Raw genomic sequence first — 20,616 nt, 5'->3', positions numbered from 1 at the left:
CGACGGGGGTTTAGGACTGTTCAGAATCCGGGTGGAAATTCACCGGACGGGCTGGCACGACAGTCGAGATTGCGTGCTTGTAGACCATCTGGGTGACCGTATTCCGGAGCAACACGACGTACTGGTCGAACGATTCAATGTTCCCTTGAAGCTTGATGCCGTTGACCAGGTAGATCGACACCGGCACATGCTCTTTACGCAGTGCGTTCAAAAACGGGTCTTGTAACAATTGCCCTTTGTTGCTCATAGCAAACTCCGTATTTTTTTGCAGGTTGACTAAATTGACGACAGAAGAAAAGGTATCCGCCGTCAACCGCTACACTATAGCCGATTTTCGTTTTCGCGCGGGCACCCTGCCCAAGCGGTCAAACCCAACGCACATGCGGGTTTCAGCCTTTGTCCGCGTAAGGGTTGGTCGACGATCTGAACTCTATTCGCAATGGAGTCCCGGTCAGCTTGAAAGTTTCACGGAAGCGGTTTTCAAGGTAGCGTTTGTACGTTTCGGTGATCGCGTCGAGTGCGTTGCCATGAATCACAATGATCGGGGGATTCTGTCCACCTTGGTGCGCGTAACGCAATTTCGGCCGCACCGGACCACGGCGACGCGGCTGCTGGAATTCCACTGCATCGATCAGCGCACGCGTGAGCTTCGGCGTGGGCAGCTTGGCCATTGCCGCGGCGTACGCGTCGTCCACCGACCGCATCAGCGGGCCGATACCTGTCTTTTCTGCTGCAGAAATGAAATGGAACTTGGCGAAGTCGAGGAATTTTAGTTTGCGTTCGAGATCCGCCTTGGTGCGCTCGCGCACATGCGAATCGAGCCCGTCCCACTTGTTTACGCCGACCACCAGCGCACGACCTTGCTCCACCACGAAGCCGGCGATATGCGCGTCCTGTTCCGAAATGTCCTGACGCGCGTCGAGCAGCAGAATCACGACATTCGCGTCCGAAATCGACTGCAGCGTTTTCACCACCGAGAACTTCTCGATCGCTTCGAACACCTTGCCGCGACGGCGCAAGCCGGCCGTATCGATCAGCGTGTACGGCTTACCCTGGCGCTCGAAGTCGACGTAGATCGAATCGCGCGTAGTGCCCGGCATATCGAACGCGATCACGCGCTCTTCGCCGACCAGTGCGTTGATCAACGTCGACTTGCCGACGTTCGGACGGCCGACGATCGCGATCTTTACGCCGCGCGCTTCCTTCTCGTCGTCGCTTTCCTCGGGCTGACCCGCGTAAGCGACGCCGAGCGCCTCATTGATCATCTCGGTGACGCCGTCGCCGTGTGCAGCCGAAATTGCGCGCGGATCGCCGAGACCGAGCTCGTAGAAATCGGCGGCGACCGTGCTGTACTTCATGCCCTCGGCCTTGTTGACGACGAGGAAAATTGGCCGGCCGGTCTTGCGCAAGTAGTCGGCAATTGACTTGTCTTGCGGCGCAAGGCCATTGCGACCGTCGACGATGAACACGACGATGTCCGATTCCTCCACTGCCTGGCGCGTCTGGCGCGCCATCTCATGGAGAATGCCGTCTTTCGCGACGGGCTCGAAACCGCCGGTGTCGACGACCAGGTACGGCCGCTCGCCTGTACGCCCTTCACCGTAGTGGCGATCGCGTGTAAGGCCGGGCAGATCGGCAACGAGCGCATCACGCGAACGCGTGAGACGATTGAAGAGCGTGGATTTCCCCACATTGGGGCGCCCTACGAGGGCAATAACGGGTTTCATCAGATGTTGTTCACAGTGAAACGCGGATCGGAATCGACCGTCCGCGTTGCGACGCCATTGCGCCGCTAGACGGCAGCGTTTGACGAAAATTATCACGAATTCGGCCAGCCCCGGCTGCGCTGTCCATATGCGCGCCGAGGCGGACGGGGGTTTGACTGTATGGCAGCGCGGCGAGGCTACGAGGCTTCGTTTTGCTGCGGGCAGTTCGCTCGCGAATTGCGCTGCCCGTCTTGCAGTGGCCAAAGGACGGCGCCGCGAGCGCTCAACCAACCACATGGGTCGTTTCTGTTGGCCCGTGTGTGCGTCACCGCTGTACGCTGCCGTTGGTCGCCGCTTTGTTTGCCGCCTTCGCTGAGTGACTTTCGCAGCTGGGTTTTCTCGGCCGCGTTGGTCGGCCGCTGGTTCTCAGTCGCTGTTGTCAGCCGCTTCGTTGGCCGCTTTCGTTGGCTGCTTTCGCCGGCCGTTGCCGTTGGCCAATTTACTCAGCCGTTCTTGTCGGCCTGCCGACCCAGCCAGCGTGACGGAATTCCATTTCCACACTTACTTGCGACGCCGCCTTGAGAGACAACGCGTGCGCCGCTGAACGCAAAGGACACGGCACCTGCATCCACCGCCAAAAGCGTTTTACCGGTAAAGCCGGCCTGCCCGCTTGGGCGGCGTTCCCGCAAAATCAACGCGGACGATAACCGTACAGGTCGCCGTCGCGCGTTTGCACGACGAGCGTTTCGCCGGCCAGCACCGGTGCCGCCGAAATCGCGCTGCCGTCGGTCTTCATGCGTGCGACTATCGTTCCGTCGTCGCGCGACAGGAAATGCACATACCCTTGGTAGTCGCCAAGCACGGCCGCACGACCGAGGATGAACGGCACGCCCAGTTCGCGATTCTTGAGCTTGTCGTTCTTCCACAGTTGCGTGCCATTCGTGACGTCGAACGCGGATACGACCGACCAGTCGTCCGCTGCGACAACCGCGCGGTCGTCCTGCGCGAGACCGCTCGCGCTCGAGAACGCCTTTTCCCACAGCGCACGGCCAGAGTTCGCATCGAAACAGCCGATCTGCCCTTGGAACGTCACCGCACAGGTTTCCGAGCCGACCAGCGTGGGCGGTCCGGTCACGTCGTTGATGCGCTCCACTTCGGTTACGCCCTTCGGATAAGAAACCGGCGTTTGCCAGTAGTTCTCACCCGTTTGCAGATTGATCGCGGCAAACGCACCGCCGGGGAACCCGGCCAGCACGGCTGCGTCGCCGGCGAAAGTCATACCGGAGGACACGCGCAGGTTCAGCGGCACCGCGCGGTTGCGGTAGTTCCACTTCTGCTCGCCCGTTTGCGCATTGAATGCGACGATCTGTCCGTCCACGGTACGCACGACGACCAGACCGTTGCCGACGAGCGGCGGCGAAATGATTTCGCCCGGTGCCTTGGCCGTCCACAATTGCTTGCCGTCCGCGCCGAGCACATAGACGTCGCCCTTCAGGCCGCCGACCGCCGCCAACGTGCCGTCGCTGCCGACACCTGCGGAAATGTCGTCGTGCAGCTTGACTCGCCAGATGTCTTTGCCGGTTTGTGCGTCGATCTTCGCCACCGAGCCGTTCTGGCCGGCCGCATAGACGGCGTCGCCGACCGCAACCGGCGAGAACAGATAACGACCTGCCTTACCGACGCTCGTCTTCCAGGCTTGCTGCACGTCGAGCACGGGTTTGAACTCGGTGAGCGGCGTCGGCACGCGGCGCTCGTCTTTCGTGGATGAGCATGCCGCGAGAGCGAGGACGGTCATCGCACAGACAACGGGCACAGCGTAACGTTTCAGCAGATTCATCGGTGGACGAAGCATTCAGGAAATAGGTTAAAGAAAGACCGGTTGGTCGTTGCACGCGGTGCACCGCACCCGGCGCTTAGCCGCCCAGCGCGTCGAGCTTGAACTGGATCAACTGGCGTGCGGAGCTGTCGTTCTTCGACAGCGATTCGAGCGCGAGCTTGTAGGCCGCGCGCGCGTCGTCACGCTTGCCCTGAGCAGCGAGCAAATCGCCGCGGCCGTTTGCGACGATGCCTTTGAACGCATCGGACTGCGGCTCGGCGAGCAGTGCGAGACCTTGGTCGTAAGCCTTTTCGTCGAGCAACAGCGAAGCAAGCCGCAGCTTGGCGATCTGCTTGAACTCGTCGTCCTTCGCGTGATCGATGGTCCATTGCAGCTGGGCTTTCGCCGCGGCTTCGTCGCCTGCGGCATAGAGTGCCTTGGCTGCGCCGAGCGCGGTCATTTGCGCGTAGGCCGTGCGGCTGAACTTGTCTTCCATGTCTGCAGCGACCCGCGTGATCTTCGCCTTGTCGCCCGACGCCACAGCCTGCTGCACCTGGTCATACAACACAGCGGCTTCCGCCGCCTGACGCCGCTGCCAGAAATTCCAGCCGTTCCAGCCTGCCGAGGCGACCAGCGCCACCAGCACGATCCATGTGGTTGCACTACCCCATTGCGCCCACCAAGCCTTCAGACCTTCAATTGATTCTTGTTCGTCGTGGTAACTCATTGCCCGGCGATTTCCTCTTTCTTGCTACGTGTGCGTGTCGAGCCTGATTGGTCACCAACCGGCTCGACGACATCGCGATCAGTCGTCGCCGTCTTCGGCGGTTGCAACCATCGCATTGATTAGAAATTCGGTCAAGTCTTCGGCGGGCACGTTATGTTGCTCGTTTTTACCACCGCTCGCCTGCGTATCTCGCAGCGGTTTGACCCCGACCGTACCGTTCGCGATCTCATCTTCGCCGAGCACCACCGCGAACGCGGCGCCGCTTGCGTCAGCGCGCTTCATCTGCGATTTGAAGCTCGCCGACTGGCCGTCAGCGCTGCAATGCAGGATCACGTCGAGGCCGGTGTCGCGCAGCCGCTCGGCAATAATGAAAGCCTGCTCGCGCGCGGCGTCACCTTGATGGACTACGTAGACGTCGCAACCTTCGTCTTCAGGCACGAGCTGATCTTCCTTCAGTAACTCGAGAATTCGCTCGATGCCCATCGCCCAGCCGCACGCCGCCGTGGGCTTGCCGCCTAGCTGCTCGATCAGCGGATCGTAACGGCCGCCCGCCGCGACGGTGCCCTGCGCGCCCAGCTTGTCCGTCACCCATTCGAACACGGTCAGATTGTAGTAATCGAGACCGCGCACGAGACGCGGATTGATCTTGAACGGAATGTTGTTCGCTTTGAGAATGCGCTGCAAACCTTCGAAGTGCGCGCGCGACTCCTCGCCGAGGAAATCGATCAGCTTCGGCGCGTTCTGCGCGACTTCCTGCAGCGCCGGATTCTTCGTGTCGAGCACGCGCAGCGGGTTCGTATAGAGACGGCGCTTCGCGTCTTCGTCGAGCACGTCCATGTGCTTTTCGAGGTAAGCGATCAGTTCGACGCGATGCGCCGCGCGTTCTTCCGCGAGACCGAGCGAATTGATTTCGAGCTTGATGCCGGTCAAGCCCAAGTCGTCCCACAAGCGCTGGCACATCATGATGATTTCAGCGTCCGCGTCCGGACCGGCAAAGCCCAACGCTTCCACGCCGACCTGATGGAACTGGCGATAGCGGCCGCGTTGCGGACGCTCGTGACGGAACATCGGGCCGATGTACCACAGGCGCTTCGGGCCGTCGTACAACATGTTGTGCTCGATCGCCGCGCGCACCACCGCCGCCGTATTTTCCGGGCGCATAGTCAGATTTTCACCGTTCAACGCGTCGGTGAAGCTGTACATCTCTTTCTCGACGATGTCGGTCACTTCGCCGATACCGCGCGTGAACAGCTGCGTATGTTCGACGATCGGCGTACGAATATTCTGGTATCCGTACGAACGCAACATCGACTTGACGGTGGTTTCGAAAAATTCCCACAGCCCGGCGTCCTGCGGAAGGATGTCGTTCATGCCCTTCACGCCCGACAGCTTTTCGAGCTTTTTCTTCTGTTCAGTCATCTGTATCCGATAGCCGATGTTTAGTTGAGCGCCTCGGCGCGGCCGTACCGGCGCTCGACGTAGTCACTCACGATTTGCTGGAATTCTTGCGCAATGTTTTCGCCGCGCAGCGTCTTTACCTTCTCGCCGTCGATGAAGACCGGCGCTGCCGGATTCTCGCCCGAACCAGGCAGGCTGATACCGATGTTCGCCTGCTTCGACTCGCCCGGACCGTTGACGATGCAGCCCATCACCGCGACATGCATTTTCTCGACGCCAGGGTACTGATCGCGCCACACCGGCATCTGCGTGCGCAGATACGTCTGGATTTGCGACGCGAGCTCCTGGAACAGCGTGCTCGTCGTGCGGCCACAGCCGGGGCACGCGATCACCATCGGTGTGAACGAGCGCAGGCCCATGGTCTGCAGAATTTCCTGGCCGACGATGACCTCGCCGGTACGCGACGCGCCCGGCTCCGGAGTCAGCGAGATACGGATCGTGTCGCCGATGCCTTGCTGCAGCAGCACCGACAGCGCCGCCGTGGACGCGACGATGCCCTTGGAGCCCATGCCCGCTTCCGTCAAGCCCAGGTGCAGCGCGAAATCGCAACGGCGCGCCAGTTCGCGGTACACCGCGATCAGGTCCTGCACGCCGCTCACCTTGCACGACAGAATGATCTTGTTGCGCGCGAGGCCGAGTTCAACCGCGCGCTCGGCCGAGCCGATCGCCGACTGGATCAGCGCTTCGTACATGACGCTTTGCGCTTCCCACGGCGTCGCGCGGGCGGCGTTTTCGTCCATCATTTTCGCGAGGAGGTCCTGGTCCAGACTGCCCCAGTTAACGCCGATGCGCACCGGCTTGTCGTACTTCGCCGCCGCTTCGATCATCTGCGCGAACTGGGTGTCGCGTTTCGCGCCGTGCCCAACGTTGCCAGGATTGATCCGGTATTTCGACAACGACTCCGCGCACGCGGGGTAATCGCGCAGCAGCAAGTGGCCGTTGTAGTGAAAATCGCCGACGAGCGGCACCGACACGCCCATGCGGTCGAGCTGCTCGCGCACCGCCGGCACAGCCGCGGCTGCCTCCGGCGTATTGACCGTGATACGAACCAGTTCCGAGCCGGCTTGCGCCAACTCCTTGATCTGGATGGCCGTACCAATCGCGTCGGCGGTGTCCGTGTTCGTCATCGACTGGACGCGCACGGGCGCATCGCCCCCGATGGTGACGAGCTGGCCACCCCAGCGGACGTCGACCGCATGCGACTTGCGCCGCGCAGCCTGTCCGCCGAACACCGGCTCGTTTGACACGATCTTGCTACTGGATTGGGATTGAGCTTCGGATTGCATCGAAAAACCCATTTACGCCACGCGCGTCACACAAAGATGCGACGCCTCAATTGAAAAAGCGCCGCGGTCCGGTTGGCCGCGGCGCACACCGTCTGTATCAAGGCAGCGCAAAGCGCGCCACATTGCCTTTCGCCGCCGCATATTTCGACGGATCGACCGGCTGACCGTCCAGCGTCAACGACTCAAGACCGGCCTTGTTGCCGACCGTGACCTTGAAAGGCGCCTCGCCCGTCACTTCCTTTGTATCGCCAGCATGCACGAGGCCGGAGAACACTTCTTTGCCGTCCTTGCCGCGCACACTGAACCAGCTGTCTTTGGTCACGCGCAGCGCGATGATTGCGGACCCCGCGACCGGCGCCGATGCTGTCGTCGCTGCCTTCGCCGGCTCACCGGCCACAACCGCCGGAGCGCTAGCAGCAGGCGCCGCCGTCACGGGCGGCGCGGAAGCTGGCGCGGTGCCGGCCGCAAGCGGCACGGGCATCGGCGTAGCCGACGCTCCGCTCTGGCCGCCAGCCTGCGCCTCGGACTCGGACGCAGCTTCTTGCGCAATTGCCTCCGATCCCGCCGCAGGGCCTTGCGCGACAGCGCCCGACGCGCCCGTGGCGCCACCGGCCCCACCATTCGCGCTTGCCTTCAGGCGCGCGAGCCATGCTGTTGAATCGCCCCCATTGGTATGCCACATGGCGAGCGAAATTACCGCGACAATCACCGCCGCCACGCCCCACAACCACGAGCGGCTTTTTTGTGCGCCGCCGCCAAGCGACAGCGACACACGGCCGCGCGGCAAGTCCTTGCCTGAGGATGCGGGCATTGATAGATCCGGCGTCGCCACACCCTTCTCGCGGCGCAATGCCTGCGTGAACGGAGCAGGATCGGCGCCGAGCATCTTGGCGTAGCTGCGCACCACACCGAGAGCGAAAGTGGTGTCCGGCAAGTGGCTGATGTCGCCCGATTCGAGCGCGCGCAACTTGGCGGGCGCCACTTTCAGCCGGGCCGACACGTCTTCGATCGACCAGCCCTTCGACTCGCGCAGTTGCGTCAAGCGCGCGCCAACCGCCGCAAGCGAGTCGAGGCCCGGCTGAGCAACAGGCTGTACGACAGGCTGCAGCGCCGCCCGCGGGGCAGATGCCGGGTGGCTCTCGTTCGTGTCTGTGTCCTGCGGCTGCGGGTGCTGCGGCTCACTCATCCCAAATCCTTTCGCGTCGATTCTTTTTCACTCGTGCGACCGGACCGGTCCAAACTTCATGTCCGAATCGCAGACCGTTTATAACAAAATGCGCGGCCTCATGTGCCGCTTCCGATCGATTCTGCAAACTTTCTTTTCAATCGCCGGCATGCCTGGCGCTTTAGAGTATTGACGGGCGTTTCGCGCCCTAATACCCGCAGGCGCCGCCCTTGCGACCTACACGGCACGAACTTCAATGATCTTCGCTGCCTTCCCGGTGCGCTCAGCAAGGCGCGTGCGGTCTTTCACCGCACCGGCCAACTGACCGCAGGCAGCGTCGATATCATCGCCGCGTGTTTTACGCACCGTGGTGACGACGCCCGCGTCCATCAACACTTGTGCAAACCGCTTGATCTGTTCCTGTTTCGAGCGCACGAGGCCCGACTCGGGAAACGGATTGAACGGAATGAGGTTGAACTTGCATGGCACGTCGCGCGTGAGCGCCAGCAACTCGCGCGCTTGCGCTTCGCTGTCGTTCACGCCGTCGAGCATGCAATATTCGAAAGTAATGAAATCGCGCGGCGCGACTTTCAGATAGCGCTGGCAAGCCGCCATCAATTCGCGCAGCGGATATTTCTTGTTCAGCGGCACCAGCATGTCGCGCAACGGATCGCTCGGCGCATGCAACGAAACAGCCAGCGCAACGGGCAGATCGGCGCCAAGCCGGTCCATCATGGGCACGACGCCCGAGGTCGACAGCGTCACGCGCCGGCGCGACAAGCCGTACGCGTTGTCGTCGAGCATCAGGCGCATGGCAGGCACGACCGCGTCGTAGTTCAGGAGCGGCTCGCCCATACCCATCATCACGACATTCGTGACGACGCGCTCACCTTTGCCGTCGCCGCCAGAGGCGCGACCGCCGCCCCCCCCGCGCGACGCCCGCAGCGCGAACTCGGCCATGCGCAACTGACCGATGATCTCGCCGGTCGTGAGATTGCGGGAGAAACCCTGCTTGCCGGTCGAACAGAAGCGGCAGTTCACCGCGCACCCCGCTTGCGACGACACGCATAGCGTGCCGCGCGTTTCTTCCGGAATGAAAACGGTTTCGACTGCGTTGCTGTTGCCGACGTCGATCAGCCACTTGCGTGTGCCGTCGGTCGAAATATGGTCGCTGACAATGCCCGGCATCGAGATCGTGGCGCGGCCTTTCAGCTTTTCGCGCAAGGACTTCGCGAGATCGGTCATGCCGTCGAAGTCTGCAGCGTTGTACTGGTGAATCCAGCGCTGCAATTGCTTGGCGCGAAACGGCTTCTCGCCCAGACTGTCGCAATAGGCGACGAGCCCTTGGGCGTCGAGGTCGAGAAGGTTGACGGTGGAACTGCTCGTCATATCGAATCCTGCCATTTCAGTGCGAGAATGCGTTCATGCAACAAGCTGCATGAACGCAAAGCCGTTCGCGCCCATCCCTGCTGCTTTTACCTTACTACTTTGCCCAGCGATTCGTGTGACTAAACGAAACCGGCTGCACAACCGCCGGGGCAATCCAGCATTAGCGCGAGTAGACGTTCACTTGCGGGAAGAAAAATGCAATTTCAACTGCAGCCGTTTCAGCGGCGTCGGAGCCGTGCACTGCGTTTGCGTCGATGCTGTCGGCGAAGTCGGCGCGGATCGTGCCCTTTTCCGCCTTCTTCGGATCCGTTGCACCCATCAGGTCACGGTGCTTCAGGATAGCGTTTTCGCCTTCCAGCACCTGAACGACCACCGGGCCCGAAATCATGAAATCGACCAGGTCCTTGAAGAACGGACGTGCAGCGTGCACTGCGTAGAACTTCTCGGCGTCGGCGCGCGACAGATGAACCATGCGCGAAGCCACGATCTTCAGGCCAGCGTTTTCGAAACGGCTGTAGATCTGGCCGATCACGTTCTTGGCCACTGCGTCCGGCTTGATAATCGACAGGGTGCGTTCGATCGCCATAAAAACTCCAAAAAATTAAGAGGTTACAGATTCAAATGAATCCGCTATTGTAGCATGTTCCCGTGTATGATTGCGATTGAACCCTTACAGCATTGAAAGACTCAAAGCAGGAGTTTCTGAATGCTGGTAGCGTAGGCCTCGTGAGCACTTTTTAATGCACTCCAAGTTGGTGATGGTATTGAAACTCCCTGCCAACGCACCGATCTTAGGAACGAGTAGTCCGCAACCGGGGCAGAAAGCTTCCGGCGCGGCCCGCTGCAAGAGCGCTGGATAAACCGCTGATACCACCACGCAACACGCTTCTGACGTAAGGAGAGACCATGAACGATCATCCGTATAGCTTTGGCCGCACTGGCGCGGTCAGCACGGTGGACACGCGTAACCGCGTGCTACGAAACACCTATTGGCTGCTCGCACTGTCCATGATTCCGACAGTGCTCGGCGCGTGGGTAGGCTTGGCCACGGGGTTCTCGCTGTTCGCCGCCACAAGTCCGGCCATGAGCATGCTGGCGTTCTTCGCGATCGCCTTCGGCTTCATGTTCGCGATCGAGAAAACGAAGGAGAGCGCTGCCGGCGTGTTCGTGCTGCTCGGCTTCACGTTCTTCATGGGCTTGATGCTGTCGCGCATTCTCGGCTTCGTGCTGGGTTTCTCCAACGGCCCGTCGCTCATCATGCTCGCCTTCGGTGGCACCGGTGTGATTTTCGCGTCGATGGCAACCATTGCGACCGTCAGCAAGCGCGACTTCTCCGGTCTCGGCAAGTGGCTCTTCATGGGCGTGATCGTGCTGCTGCTGGCGTCCGTCGCGAACGTGTTCCTGCACCTGCCGGCGTTGATGCTCACGGTTTCCGTCATGGCCATCGTGATTTTCTCGGCGTATATGCTGTTCGACGTTCAACGCGTGGTGAACGGTGGTGAGACGAACTACATCACGGCAGCGCTCGCGATCTATCTCGACCTGTACAACGTGTTCGTGAACCTGCTTGCGCTGCTCGGCATCTTCGGCGGCAACCGCAACTAAGTTCTACGCGCCGATCTCAGGCGCGGCATTGCTTGGTGGCACCAGCCGCCCCGCCGTAGAAAAAGCCCATAACGATTGCTCGTTATGGGCTTTTTTCGTTGAGCAATCCGCAACGCTCACAAACCCAGCCACTCAAACCCTTCGGCCTGCGACGCCACTACGACGTCAGTCGGCGCCGCGCCCAGCACGCTTGCCATGGCAGCCCGCGCCAGTTCCGGCAAATTGTTCTGCTGACTTAAGTGTGCGGCCACCAGATGGCGCAGCTTGGAGCGATCGAGTGAAGCCAGAATTTCAGCTGCGGCGTCGTTGTTCAAATGCCCATGATTGCCGCCAATGCGCGCCTTCAGCGATTGCGGATAGCGGCTTCCGGCCAGCATCCGCACGTCGTGATTGCATTCGAGCACGAGCGCGTCGCAACCACTCAGCACTGAACTGATATGCGGCGTGGAAGTGCCGACATCCGTCAAAACGCCAAGGCGGCTCGCGCCATTTGAGAACACGTATTGCAACGGCTCGCGGGCGTCGTGAGGAACCGTGTACGGAAGAACGCTCAGGTCGCCGATCGCCACAGCCTCATCGCCCCACAGCACTTGCAGGTCGACATTGGCCTCGTCGGCGCCCACTGCGCGGGCGGTGCCCCAACTCATGTACAGCGGGATCGACCACTTGCGCGCCAGTGTCAGCGCGCTGCCGATGTGGTCGCTGTGTTCGTGAGTGATCAGGATGGCGTCGAGACCTTCGGCGCTACAGCCGAGCCGCGTCAGGCGCCGTTCGACTTCCTTGGCGGAAAAGCCGCAGTCGAGCAGCACACGCGTGGTAGTCACGCCGCTTTGCGCCTCCACCAACAATGCGTTGCCCTCACTGCCACTGCCAAGACTTGCGAATCGCACGGCCCGTTAGTTCAGTTGCGCGTGCAGGAGCGTTACGATGCGCTGCGCGTCGGATGAATTGTCGATCTGCCCGTTCGCGTCGAGCACTGCCACTTGCGTCACCGTGTCACCCTTCGGGCGCACGTTGACCAGGAACTCCTGCCCCGGTTTTTTCGACGAATTGCCGCTGTAGAACAGCTTGCCGAAAAGCCCTTCTTTCTTCAGCTCCTGCATCGAATCGGCGTAGCGCACGTAATAAATGCCCTTCGCGCGGTCGCGGTTGTCCACAGTGAAATTCGTGCGGTCAAGCGCGAGACCGACGCGCAGCCATGCGCGGTCGAACGATTCCTGCAGATCCAGCGTGGAAGTGCCCGCGCTCTTGTCGAGCGTAGCCGGCGCAGTAGCAGGGTGCGCCTCCGTCAGCAGCTGCTTCGACTGTGCTTCGGTCAGGCCGAATTTCTGCATCAGCTTGGTCAAAAACAGCGCCTCGAGCGCCGGATCGCGCGGACGCTCTTCCCAACGCGACGATGTCTTGTCCTGCCCCGTCAACACCTCTTCCATTGCGCTATGCGTGACGGAAATGTCGGTTGTGTCCGACGGACCACGCGACACGAGCGTGCGGAAACTGTCACGGGTGCCCGACGAATAAGCGAAGTCGATCACCTTGCCCACCGTACGGCGGAACCAGTCGTCGGGAATGTTGGCGCGATTTTCAGCCCAGTCGGTCACCATGATGCCGGTGGCCGGCGCGTCGGTTTTCAGCGCGAAACCGTTCTCCTGCCAGAACTCCTGCAACTGCGGCCACAGTTGTTCCGGAGAGCGGCCGTCGACCACCAGCCAGCGGCGGTCGCCGTCGCGCTCGATGTGCATGCCATACGGGTCCTGCGCGGTCGGCTGGCCTTCCGTGGAATTGCCGGCAGCCGTAACCGCGCGCTGCGTGGCGCCACCCAGCGCCAGATTGGCCGGAGGTGCGACGTAGCGCTGATCGGTCGGCGTGGTGGTCAGATCGCCGGGCACGGCGAGCGGCGGCGCACTGCCTGCGCCTTTGTAATTCACGCGATCGGAGGCAAACCAGTCGTTCAGGGTGTCACAGCCGGCGAGCGTCACCAAGGCAAGCGTCAGCGCCGCCATGCGGGTTGCGTGGAGGGAAAGTGCGGAACGTTTCATGAGGTCCTTCGTGATGCTGGAACGCGGTGCCTGGTTCTGTGTGCCGGGAACGTGGGCTGGATCGACGTCGGTTAAGGGAATGCCAGTGGACTGGGTAAGCGCCGAGGGTACGCGGACGGGCCGCCTAGCCGAGCAGCCCCGCTTCGCGCAGCGCGCCGCGCACCACTTCATGGTATTGCGCGTCGAGTGGCGTAAGCGGCAGGCGGATTCCGCCTTGCACACGACCCAATTGCTGCAGTGCCCATTTCGCGGGAATCGGATTCGATTCAATGAACAGGTTCTTATGCAGCGACAGGAGCTTCAGATGAATCTCGCGGGCTGTCTTTGCGTCCGCAGCCAGGGCGGCCTTGCACAGTTCGCTCATGGCGCGCGGCGCGACGTTCGCGGTAACCGAGATATTGCCGTGACCGCCGAGCAGCATTAACGCGATCGCCGTGGGGTCGTCGCCGCTGTAGATGCCGAAGTGAGCCGGTGCCGACTTGATCAGATGCGCGGCCCGATCGATATTGCCCGTCGCTTCTTTCACCCCGATGATGCCCGGCACCTGCGCGCAACGCAGAATCGTCTCGTTGCTCATGTCCGCAACCGTGCGGCCCGGCACGTTATACAAAATCACCGGAAGGTCTACCGTTTCAGCGATTTTTGCGAAATGACGATAGATGCCTTCCTGCGTCGGCTTGTTGTAGTACGGCACGACCTGCAGCGTGGCGTCAGCCCCCACTTCCTTCGCCTGGCGCGTAAGTTCGATAGCCTCAGTAGTCGAGTTGCCGCCCGAGCCCGCGATCACCGGAATCCGGCCCGCCGTGTGCTCCACCGCAGTCTTGACCATGAGCACGTGTTCTTCGACCGACAACGTAGCCGACTCGCCGCTCGTGCCGACGACGACGAGCGCATTCGTGCCTTCCGCGACGTGCCAGTCGATCAGTTTGCGAAATGCCGGCAGATCGAGGCTGCCGTCTTCGAGCATCGGGGTGATGATGGCAGGAATGCTGCCGCGAATCTGAACGCCGTCGTTGCCGCGCGGGTTGCCGGATTGATTGCCGTTAGTCATGAAACGCCATGAATTTGATCAGGTAAACCGCGATTGTAGCGGATTAGCCGGGCAACTCGTAACAAGGCGGGGGCGCCGCCTGTGTGGAGTCGTCTGAGCAATCCGCCTCCCGAATTGCGCAGATGCGCTGGACGTAAGCCGGGCGTGGCTGCGCGACAAAACCGTCCTGAAAGGCCACCACCCGCAACCGGGCGCGCACCACGTCGAGCAACTCGCCAGGTGCCAGGAGGAACGCCGGATTAGAGGGCTTGCCTACCCTTTCGTTTCCTTGCGCGAACGTCTCGTAAACCAGTACGCCGCCGGGCGCCAGCGAGCGAATCAACTGAGGAAAAAGCGGCCGGTGCAGATAGTTCGTGACGACCACCGCGGCGAACTGTGCGTCCGCTGCCAAAGGCCACGGCGCGTTTTCAATGTCAGCCAAGACCTGCGTAACGAGCGGCTCGTCGGCCAGCGCGTTCAGCGCGGCCGCGTCGCGGTCGATCGCCGTTACCGGATGGCCGAGCGACGCAAAAAAACGCGCGTGCCGTCCCGCGCCAGAAGCGACGTCGAGCACCGCACCATGCGCCGCCACCAGATGCGCCCACTGACGCACCCAGCGCGACGGCTCGCCCAATCCATGCAAGACAGCGGTCGTGCTCATCGCTTTGGCGCAGTCGTTCAGTTGTACGACAGGCCCATGGCCTCGCGCACGTCGCGCATCGTTTCCGTGGCGAAGCGGCGTGCCTTGTCGCAGCCGTCGGCGACGATCGCGCGCAGCAGCGACGGATCGTCCATGTACTTCTGCGCCCGCTCGAGCATGGGCTGCTGTTCGCGCAGGATGCCCTCGATCACCGGCTGCTTGCATTCGAGACAGCCAATGCCCGCCGAGCGGCAACCCTTCTGAACCCACTCGTGCGTGGTTTCGTCGGTATAGACCTGATGCAGTTGCCACACCGGGCACTTGTCCGGATCGCCCGGATCGGTGCGGCGCACGCGCGCCGGATCGGTCGGCATGGTGCGCACTTTTTTCGTGATGGTCTCGGCATCTTCGCGCAAACCGATCGTGTTGCCGTACGACTTCGACATCTTCTGACCGTCGAGGCCGGGCATACGCGACGCTTCCGTCAGCATGGCCTGCGGCTCGACCAGGATGATCTTGCGCGAACCTTCCAGGTAGCCGAACAGACGCTCGCGGTCGTTCATCGACAGGCTCTGCGATTCCTGCAACATGGCGCGCGCCTGTTCGAGCGCTTCGTCGTCGCCATCCTGCTGATACGCGTTGCGCAGTTCGTGATAGAGCTTCGCGCGCTTGCCGCCGAGCTTCTTCGCGGCTTCGTTGGCCTTCTCTTCGAAGCCCGGTTCGCGGCCGTACAGGTAATTGAAACGACGCGCGATTTCGCGCGTCATTTCGACGTGCGGCACCTGGTCTTCACCCACCGGCACGAGCGAGCCGCGATACAGCAGAATGTCCGCCGCCATCAGCACCGGATAGCCGAGGAAGCCGTACGTGGACAAATCTTTGTCCTTCAGCTTTTCCTGCTGCTCCTTGTAGGTCGGCACGCGTTCGAGCCAACCGAGCGGCGTGCTCATGCCGAGCAGCAGCGCAAGCTCTGCATGCTCCGGCACCTTACTCTGGATGAACAGTGTGGCCTGCGCCGGATCGATGCCCGAAGCGAGCCAGTCGATCAGTACGTCCCACACGTTCTTTTCGATCACCTCGGGCGTTTCGTAGTGAGTCGTCAGCGCGTGCCAGTCGACTACACAGAAGAAGCACGGGTACTCGGACTGCAGCCGCACCCAGTTTTTCAGCACGCCGTGATAGTGGCCGAGGTGCAGCGACCCGGTGGGCCGCATGCCGGAGAAGATACGGTCTGGGAACATGGTTATTTAGAAAAGCGAAACAAGTGGAGTCAGGATTGCGGTGATCGCGCTATACCCGAGGGTAACGAGCGGGCCGAGCCAGTATCGCGTCAGCGTGCCCGTCATGACCAGCGCCATGACGATGAAAAAGCCGTACGGCTCGAGTCGCGACAACGTGATGGCCTGGCGCGGCGGCAATAACGCCATCAGCACGCGACCGCCGTCGAGCGGCGGCAGCGGAAACAGATTGAGCACGCCGAGCACGAGATTGACGCCGACGCCGGCGCCCGCCATGCGCGTGAAAAACGGTTCGTCGACGGCCATCACCGCGAGCGCTACGCCGAAGAGGCCCCAGATGAGCGCCTGCACGAAGTTGCACGCGGGACCGGCAGCGGCGACCCAGAGGCTCCCCCAGCGCGGATTGCGCAGGTTGCCGAAGGCGACGGGCACCGGTTTCGCGTAGCCGAACATGAACGCGCCGCTCGTCGCGAAGTAAAGCAGCAACGGAATCGCAATCGTGCCGAGCGGATCGATGTGCCGCATCGGATTGATGGAAACGCGGCCGAGCACATAGGCCGTGTTGTCGCCGAGCCAGCGCGCGACGTAACCATGCGCGGCCTCGTGCAGCGTGATCGCGAAAATCACCGGCAACGCGTAGACCGCGATGGTTTGTATCAGGGAAGAATCCATAACTCGCTATTGTAACAACGCGATTGCGTGCGTCTGTCCGCTTTCGCTCATGCCGTCTCTTCGAGACCGAATGGCGCGAGAGAACCGCGCCCTGCCCGCACCAGCACCGGCTCGGCGCCGGTCAGATCGATCACCGTGGACGGCTCGCACACGCAGGCGCCGCCGTCGATCACGAGATCCAGTTGCTTTTCCAGCCGCTCGCGGATTTCCTCGGGATCGTTCAGCGGCGCGGATTCCCCCGGCATTATCAGCGTGGAGCCGAGTAGCGGCTGACCGAGCTCTCCGAGAATCGCGAGCGTGATCGCATGATCCGGCACGCGCAAGCCGATGGTCTTGCGCGACGGATGCGACAGGCGCCGCGGCACTTCCTTGGTCGCCTGCAGCACGAAAACGTAGGGCCCCGGCGTCACGGATTTGATCAGCCGGTACTGGCGGTTGTCCACCATCGCGAAGTTCGCCAGTTCCGACAGATCGCGCACGAGGAGCGACAGCAGCTGCTTTTCATCCAGCCCGCGAATCCGGCGCAGGCGTTCAACCGCGTCCTTGTCGTCGAGATGACAGGCAAGCGCGTAGCTGGAATCGGTCGGCAACGCGACAACGCCGCCGTCGTTGATGATCTGCACCGCCTGTTTGACGAGGCGCGGCTGCGGATTGTCTGGATGAAGCCGAAAGTATTGGGACATGGCGGCTAACGAAGGCTGAGGATCGACGGCAAATTATGGCGAATCGGCGGGACGGGCGCGCAGACGGCCGGCTCCCGCACGCGACGTGCCGCATGGGCACGGCGCGCGTTCACAGCCAGCGTTCCCAGACGGGTTTGAGATCGGAAGGAAGCGGCGGCAACGTGCCGAGCTCGACGCGGCCCTCGCCGGGCGCGTGGAAGTCCGAACCTCGCGACGCCTCAAAGCCGAAGCGGCGGGCCACGTCGGCATATTCGCGGTACTGGTCGGGCGTGTGGCTGCCCGTCACGACTTCGATCGCCTTGCCGCCCAGGTCGATGAATTCGGCAAAAAACGCGTCGAATTCGACCAGTGAGTACGCGTAACGACCCGGATGCGCGATGATCGCCTCGCCGCCCGCGGCCTTGATCCAGCCGACTGCGTCCGCCAGCTTCGCCCAGCGGTGCGAAACATAGCCGGGCTTACCGTCGCCGAGATAGCGGTTGAACACGTCTTGCGTGGAACTGGCGTAGCCGCTCTCGACCATGAAGCGCGCGAAATGGGTGCGCGAGATCATGTCCGGGTTCGACACGTATTTGAGCGCGCCCTGGTAAGCGTCGGGAATGCCAAGCGTGGCCAGTTGCTCGCCGATAGCTTCCGCTCGGGCGGCCCGCCCGTTGCGTGTGCGAGCAAGGCCGTCGATCAGCACTGAACTCGTGGGGTCGATGCCGAGCCCTACGATGTGCACCGTACGCGCCGCCCAGGTCACCGAAATTTCCACGCCGCTGACATAGCTCATGCCGAGTTCCAGGGCGGCTTCACGCGCTTCGCGCTGGCCGGCGAGTTCGTCGTGATCGGTCAGCGCCCACAAGGTCACGCCCCCCGCATGCGCACGGCGCGCGACATCGGCCGGCGCAAACTGGCCGTCGGAAACGGTGGAGTGACAGTGGAGGTCGGCGTTCATCATCGTCTGGAGAAGGTTCTGCAGTCCATTTTACTGCAACGCAGTAAGTGGACGCAGGGCAATCTCTCGTCGCCGCTTTCCGCTGACTTGCCGCGCGCGGCCCGTTTCGCATGCGCGCTACGCGCAGAATCCCTCGATCAGCGCCGCCACCTGCTCCGGCTGGTCGTGATGCACCATGTGCCCCGCCTCGTCGATGATCTTTTCGCGCCAGTCCGCAAACGCCTGGAAGCGCGCCTTGAACTCATCAAGCGGGATTTCGCCGGCGATCGCGGCGAGCGTCGGCGAATGGGCGGCTTCTACGTGCAGCACTTTTGCGCTTACCTTGCGCCAGACGCCCATGACCTCGTCGAGCCGGTACAGCGTCGGGCCGCGCAGTTTGTGCGCCGGGTCGGCAAGCAGCATGAAACGCCCGTCCCCGTCGGGCTTCGACCAATGCTTCGCAAGAAATTGCGCGCGCGCGGCGGCCAGTCGCGGATTGGTCTTGACGAGGCGGCCGGCTACTTCGTCGAGCGACGCATAGCGCTTGAGCTGCGGCGGATCGCGCAACTCGTCCAGCCAGTTTCGCAGACGCTTCGGCGCCTGCGCCGCATGCGAAGGCGCAAGTCCAAAACCCTCGAGGTCGACCACGCGACGCACTCGCTCGGGCCGCACGCCTGCGTACAGGCAGACGATATTCGCGCCGAGGCTATGCCCGACCAGATTGACCTGGCCGGTCGGCGCATAGTGATCGAGCAATGCATCGAGATCGGCAAGATAATCGTGGAACCAGTAGTGACCGCCGCCGCTTTGCGCCACCGGCCAGTCCGACAAGCCGAAGCCGCGCATGTCCGGCGCAATGACCTGCCAGTCGCCGCCCATTGCATCGACAACGAACTGAAATGAGGCCGCCACATCCATCCAGCCGTGGAGCATGAACAGCGCCGGCGCGTCGGGGTTGCCCCAACGCCGCACATGCAGACGGACGCCTCGCACGGTGACGAACTCGGAGCGGGAAGTGTTCATAATCGGGCACACAAAAAAGAATGATCGTTCGATTATAACGAGATAACCGTACGGGGGACCTGAGCCGGGTCGAGGCAAACCTCAGTCCGGGGTTCCCTGGTCCGTCTGCGCGCCGCCTGCGTCGATGCCCGCCAACGCGGCCAGTTCGGCGAGTTCGGTGTCGTCGAAACCAGCGTCGCGGCGCGCCTCGAAATTGAACGGACCGCGCAATTTCGGCGCGTGATACTGCTCGGCGAGGCGCGTGTAGGTGGCGTGCGGATCCAGACCGCCTTCGTCGCACAGATAACGGAACCACCGGTTGCCGATCAGCACATGACCGATTTCGTCGCGCAGGATCACGTCCAGGATCGACGCCGACGCGTGATCCCCCGCCTGCTGCAAGCGCGCGCGGATAGGCGGCGAGGCGTCGAGCCCACGGGCTTCCAGCGTGCGAGGAACCAGCGCCATGCGCGCGAGCACGTCGCCACGGGTGCGCTCGCACATGTCCCATAGGCCGTCGTGCGCGGGAAAGTCGCCATAGGCATGGCCATACTCGGCGAGCCGCGCCGTGAGCAGCGAGAAGTGATACGCCTCTTCGGCTGCGACCTTGAGCCAGTCTGCGTAAAAAGCGGCGGGCATGCCGGCGAAGCGCCAGACGGCGTCGAGCGCCAGGTTGATCGCGTTGAATTCGATGTGCGCGAGCGCGTGCAGCAGCACCGCTCGTCCTTGCGGCGATTGCATGCTGCGCCGCCCGAGCTTGCGCGGCTCGACAAGCTCAGGCCGGATGGGGCGGCCCGGCAGTTCGGGCGGTTCATCCAGTTCGAGTTCCGCAGGGCATAGCGCGCTGCCGTCGGTCACGGCGCCACACAACGCGCGCGCCGCGGCCGCCTTGGTGACCGGATCTGCTTCGCGCAAAGCCGCGAGCGCAGCGCTGCGGGCGCAAAGCGGCCGGCCGGTCGGGCCGGGCGCGGGCTCGTCCACCGAACGGGACGGCGCAAAGGAAGCGGGTGGGACGGCTGAAATCATCAGATGTGAATCGGTGAAGAAATCTGGAATGACGAAGAAGACGTGATCGCGCAGGCGCGGAACGGTCTTGCGAGGCCTAAGCGTGACAACCACACAACCGTTTACAATACTCGATTCGACAATCGCGAGCGTCAGCCGCAACGACGAAGAGCCACCAGCCACGCATAGGCGCGGCCCCTTTTCGCGGCCGGCGTCCGGCGACCGATCCACGAGGAGAC

20 protein-coding genes are annotated in these 20,616 nt (G+C 62.4%); 1 reads left to right on the top strand and 19 read right to left on the bottom strand.

Annotated elements, in window-relative coordinates:
* Positions 1-10: 10 nt before the first annotated feature.
* From hfq to ndk, 9 genes are all read right to left on the bottom strand, one after another.
* Positions 11-247 carry an RNA chaperone Hfq gene (hfq, locus tag OH764_RS05435; RefSeq protein ID WP_006051315.1) on the bottom strand — a complete coding sequence of 79 codons (237 nt, stop codon included), beginning with the start codon at positions 245-247 and terminating at the stop codon, positions 11-13.
* A 142-nt stretch (positions 248-389) separates the two neighbouring features.
* On the bottom strand, positions 390-1,727 hold the full coding sequence (gene der, locus OH764_RS05430; protein ID WP_027775398.1) for a ribosome biogenesis GTPase Der: 1,338 nt from the start codon (positions 1,725-1,727) through the stop codon (positions 390-392).
* Positions 1,728-2,397: 670 nt separating this feature from the next.
* On the bottom strand, positions 2,398-3,543 hold the full coding sequence (bamB, locus tag OH764_RS05425; RefSeq protein WP_498848300.1) for an outer membrane protein assembly factor BamB: 1,146 nt from the start codon (positions 3,541-3,543) through the stop codon (positions 2,398-2,400).
* A gap of 76 nt (positions 3,544-3,619) precedes the next feature.
* On the bottom strand, positions 3,620-4,249 hold the full coding sequence (locus OH764_RS05420; RefSeq protein WP_498848299.1) for a YfgM family protein: 630 nt from the start codon (positions 4,247-4,249) through the stop codon (positions 3,620-3,622).
* 78 nt (positions 4,250-4,327) lie between these two features.
* Positions 4,328-5,668, bottom strand: coding sequence for a histidine--tRNA ligase (gene hisS, locus OH764_RS05415; protein ID WP_027775401.1), 1,341 nt, complete (start codon positions 5,666-5,668; stop codon positions 4,328-4,330).
* A gap of 20 nt (positions 5,669-5,688) precedes the next feature.
* The gene (ispG, locus tag OH764_RS05410) at positions 5,689-7,005 is read right to left on the bottom strand and encodes a flavodoxin/ferredoxin-dependent (E)-4-hydroxy-3-methylbut-2-enyl-diphosphate synthase (protein WP_498848298.1); all 1,317 of its coding nucleotides are present in this window, start codon (positions 7,003-7,005) and stop codon (positions 5,689-5,691) included.
* Between the two features lie 85 nt (positions 7,006-7,090).
* A complete protein-coding gene (locus OH764_RS05405; protein WP_498848297.1) occupies positions 7,091-8,179 on the bottom strand; it encodes a helix-turn-helix domain-containing protein in 1,089 nt (362 codons plus the stop codon).
* Positions 8,180-8,395: 216 nt separating this feature from the next.
* Positions 8,396-9,547: a 23S rRNA (adenine(2503)-C(2))-methyltransferase RlmN gene (gene rlmN, locus OH764_RS05400; protein ID WP_498848296.1), complete on the bottom strand. Its 1,152-nt coding sequence runs from the start codon at positions 9,545-9,547 to the stop codon at positions 8,396-8,398.
* A gap of 160 nt (positions 9,548-9,707) precedes the next feature.
* Complete coding sequence (ndk, locus tag OH764_RS05395; protein WP_498848295.1) at positions 9,708-10,133, bottom strand: nucleoside-diphosphate kinase; 426 nt, start codon at positions 10,131-10,133, stop codon at positions 9,708-9,710.
* A gap of 320 nt (positions 10,134-10,453) precedes the next feature.
* On the opposite strand from ndk, the gene OH764_RS05390 reads away from it, so the two are divergent.
* Positions 10,454-11,152, top strand: a complete 699-nt coding sequence (locus OH764_RS05390) for a Bax inhibitor-1/YccA family protein (protein ID WP_498848294.1) — start codon at positions 10,454-10,456, stop codon at positions 11,150-11,152.
* A gap of 116 nt (positions 11,153-11,268) precedes the next feature.
* Here the strand turns inward: OH764_RS05390 and OH764_RS05385 are convergent, their stop codons facing one another.
* The 10 genes from OH764_RS05385 to OH764_RS05340 form a co-directional block, all read right to left on the bottom strand.
* Entirely contained in the window at positions 11,269-12,042 is a 774-nt protein-coding gene (locus OH764_RS05385) for an MBL fold metallo-hydrolase (RefSeq protein ID WP_498848293.1), read from the bottom strand.
* A gap of 6 nt (positions 12,043-12,048) precedes the next feature.
* Positions 12,049-13,188, bottom strand: coding sequence for an NlpB/DapX family lipoprotein (bamC, locus tag OH764_RS05380; protein WP_498848292.1), 1,140 nt, complete (start codon positions 13,186-13,188; stop codon positions 12,049-12,051).
* A 124-nt stretch (positions 13,189-13,312) separates the two neighbouring features.
* Positions 13,313-14,239: a 4-hydroxy-tetrahydrodipicolinate synthase family protein gene (dapA, locus tag OH764_RS05375; protein WP_498848291.1), complete on the bottom strand. Its 927-nt coding sequence runs from the start codon at positions 14,237-14,239 to the stop codon at positions 13,313-13,315.
* Positions 14,240-14,282: 43 nt separating this feature from the next.
* Positions 14,283-14,879, bottom strand: coding sequence for a class I SAM-dependent methyltransferase (locus OH764_RS05370; RefSeq protein ID WP_498848290.1), 597 nt, complete (start codon positions 14,877-14,879; stop codon positions 14,283-14,285).
* Between the two features lie 17 nt (positions 14,880-14,896).
* Entirely contained in the window at positions 14,897-16,099 is a 1,203-nt protein-coding gene (locus OH764_RS05365; RefSeq protein ID WP_498848289.1) for a tryptophan--tRNA ligase, read from the bottom strand.
* Between the two features lie 6 nt (positions 16,100-16,105).
* Positions 16,106-16,768 (bottom strand): site-2 protease family protein, encoded by a 663-nt coding sequence (locus OH764_RS05360; protein ID WP_020065530.1) that lies wholly within the window; start codon positions 16,766-16,768, stop codon positions 16,106-16,108.
* A gap of 47 nt (positions 16,769-16,815) precedes the next feature.
* Positions 16,816-17,451, bottom strand: coding sequence for an L-threonylcarbamoyladenylate synthase (locus OH764_RS05355; RefSeq protein ID WP_020065529.1), 636 nt, complete (start codon positions 17,449-17,451; stop codon positions 16,816-16,818).
* A gap of 109 nt (positions 17,452-17,560) precedes the next feature.
* Positions 17,561-18,391, bottom strand: a complete 831-nt coding sequence (locus OH764_RS05350) for a PHP domain-containing protein (protein ID WP_498848288.1) — start codon at positions 18,389-18,391, stop codon at positions 17,561-17,563.
* Between the two features lie 117 nt (positions 18,392-18,508).
* A complete protein-coding gene (locus OH764_RS05345; RefSeq protein ID WP_498848287.1) occupies positions 18,509-19,393 on the bottom strand; it encodes an alpha/beta fold hydrolase in 885 nt (294 codons plus the stop codon).
* A gap of 81 nt (positions 19,394-19,474) precedes the next feature.
* Positions 19,475-20,398 carry a ferritin-like domain-containing protein gene (locus OH764_RS05340; RefSeq protein ID WP_498848760.1) on the bottom strand — a complete coding sequence of 308 codons (924 nt, stop codon included), beginning with the start codon at positions 20,396-20,398 and terminating at the stop codon, positions 19,475-19,477.
* Positions 20,399-20,616: the final 218 nt, after the last annotated feature.

It is taken from the genome of Burkholderia sp. M6-3 (genome assembly GCF_050858985.1).
GTDB lineage: Bacteria > Pseudomonadota > Gammaproteobacteria > Burkholderiales > Burkholderiaceae > Paraburkholderia > Paraburkholderia caledonica.
Note: the sequence above shows the minus strand (reverse complement) of the source record. Positions and strands in the feature narration are given on the sequence as shown.

Excerpts from the sequence above, each read along its gene's own strand:
- OH764_RS05365 (WP_498848289.1), bottom strand. The coding sequence starts at position 16,099 with ATGTTCCCAGACCGTATCTTCTCCGGCATGCGGCCCACCGGGTCGCTG.
- dapA (WP_498848291.1), bottom strand. The coding sequence starts at position 14,239 with ATGACTAACGGCAATCAATCCGGCAACCCGCGCGGCAACGACGGCGTT.
- bamB (WP_498848300.1), bottom strand. The coding sequence starts at position 3,543 with ATGAATCTGCTGAAACGTTACGCTGTGCCCGTTGTCTGTGCGATGACC.
- der (WP_027775398.1), bottom strand. The coding sequence starts at position 1,727 with ATGAAACCCGTTATTGCCCTCGTAGGGCGCCCCAATGTGGGGAAATCC.
- OH764_RS05355 (WP_020065529.1), bottom strand. The coding sequence starts at position 17,451 with ATGTCCCAATACTTTCGGCTTCATCCAGACAATCCGCAGCCGCGCCTC.
- hfq (WP_006051315.1), bottom strand. The coding sequence starts at position 247 with ATGAGCAACAAAGGGCAATTGTTACAAGACCCGTTTTTGAACGCACTG.
- OH764_RS05405 (WP_498848297.1), bottom strand. The coding sequence starts at position 8,179 with ATGAGTGAGCCGCAGCACCCGCAGCCGCAGGACACAGACACGAACGAG.
- OH764_RS05350 (WP_498848288.1), bottom strand. The coding sequence starts at position 18,391 with ATGAACGCCGACCTCCACTGTCACTCCACCGTTTCCGACGGCCAGTTT.
- OH764_RS05345 (WP_498848287.1), bottom strand. The coding sequence starts at position 19,393 with ATGAACACTTCCCGCTCCGAGTTCGTCACCGTGCGAGGCGTCCGTCTG.
- ispG (WP_498848298.1), bottom strand. The coding sequence starts at position 7,005 with ATGGGTTTTTCGATGCAATCCGAAGCTCAATCCCAATCCAGTAGCAAG.
- OH764_RS05340 (WP_498848760.1), bottom strand. The coding sequence starts at position 20,398 with ATGATTTCAGCCGTCCCACCCGCTTCCTTTGCGCCGTCCCGTTCGGTG.
- OH764_RS05390 (WP_498848294.1), top strand. The coding sequence starts at position 10,454 with ATGAACGATCATCCGTATAGCTTTGGCCGCACTGGCGCGGTCAGCACG.
- hisS (WP_027775401.1), bottom strand. The coding sequence starts at position 5,668 with ATGACTGAACAGAAGAAAAAGCTCGAAAAGCTGTCGGGCGTGAAGGGC.
- rlmN (WP_498848296.1), bottom strand. The coding sequence starts at position 9,547 with ATGACGAGCAGTTCCACCGTCAACCTTCTCGACCTCGACGCCCAAGGG.
- OH764_RS05370 (WP_498848290.1), bottom strand. The coding sequence starts at position 14,879 with ATGAGCACGACCGCTGTCTTGCATGGATTGGGCGAGCCGTCGCGCTGG.
- ndk (WP_498848295.1), bottom strand. The coding sequence starts at position 10,133 with ATGGCGATCGAACGCACCCTGTCGATTATCAAGCCGGACGCAGTGGCC.
- OH764_RS05360 (WP_020065530.1), bottom strand. The coding sequence starts at position 16,768 with ATGGATTCTTCCCTGATACAAACCATCGCGGTCTACGCGTTGCCGGTG.
- OH764_RS05420 (WP_498848299.1), bottom strand. The coding sequence starts at position 4,249 with ATGAGTTACCACGACGAACAAGAATCAATTGAAGGTCTGAAGGCTTGG.
- bamC (WP_498848292.1), bottom strand. The coding sequence starts at position 13,188 with ATGAAACGTTCCGCACTTTCCCTCCACGCAACCCGCATGGCGGCGCTG.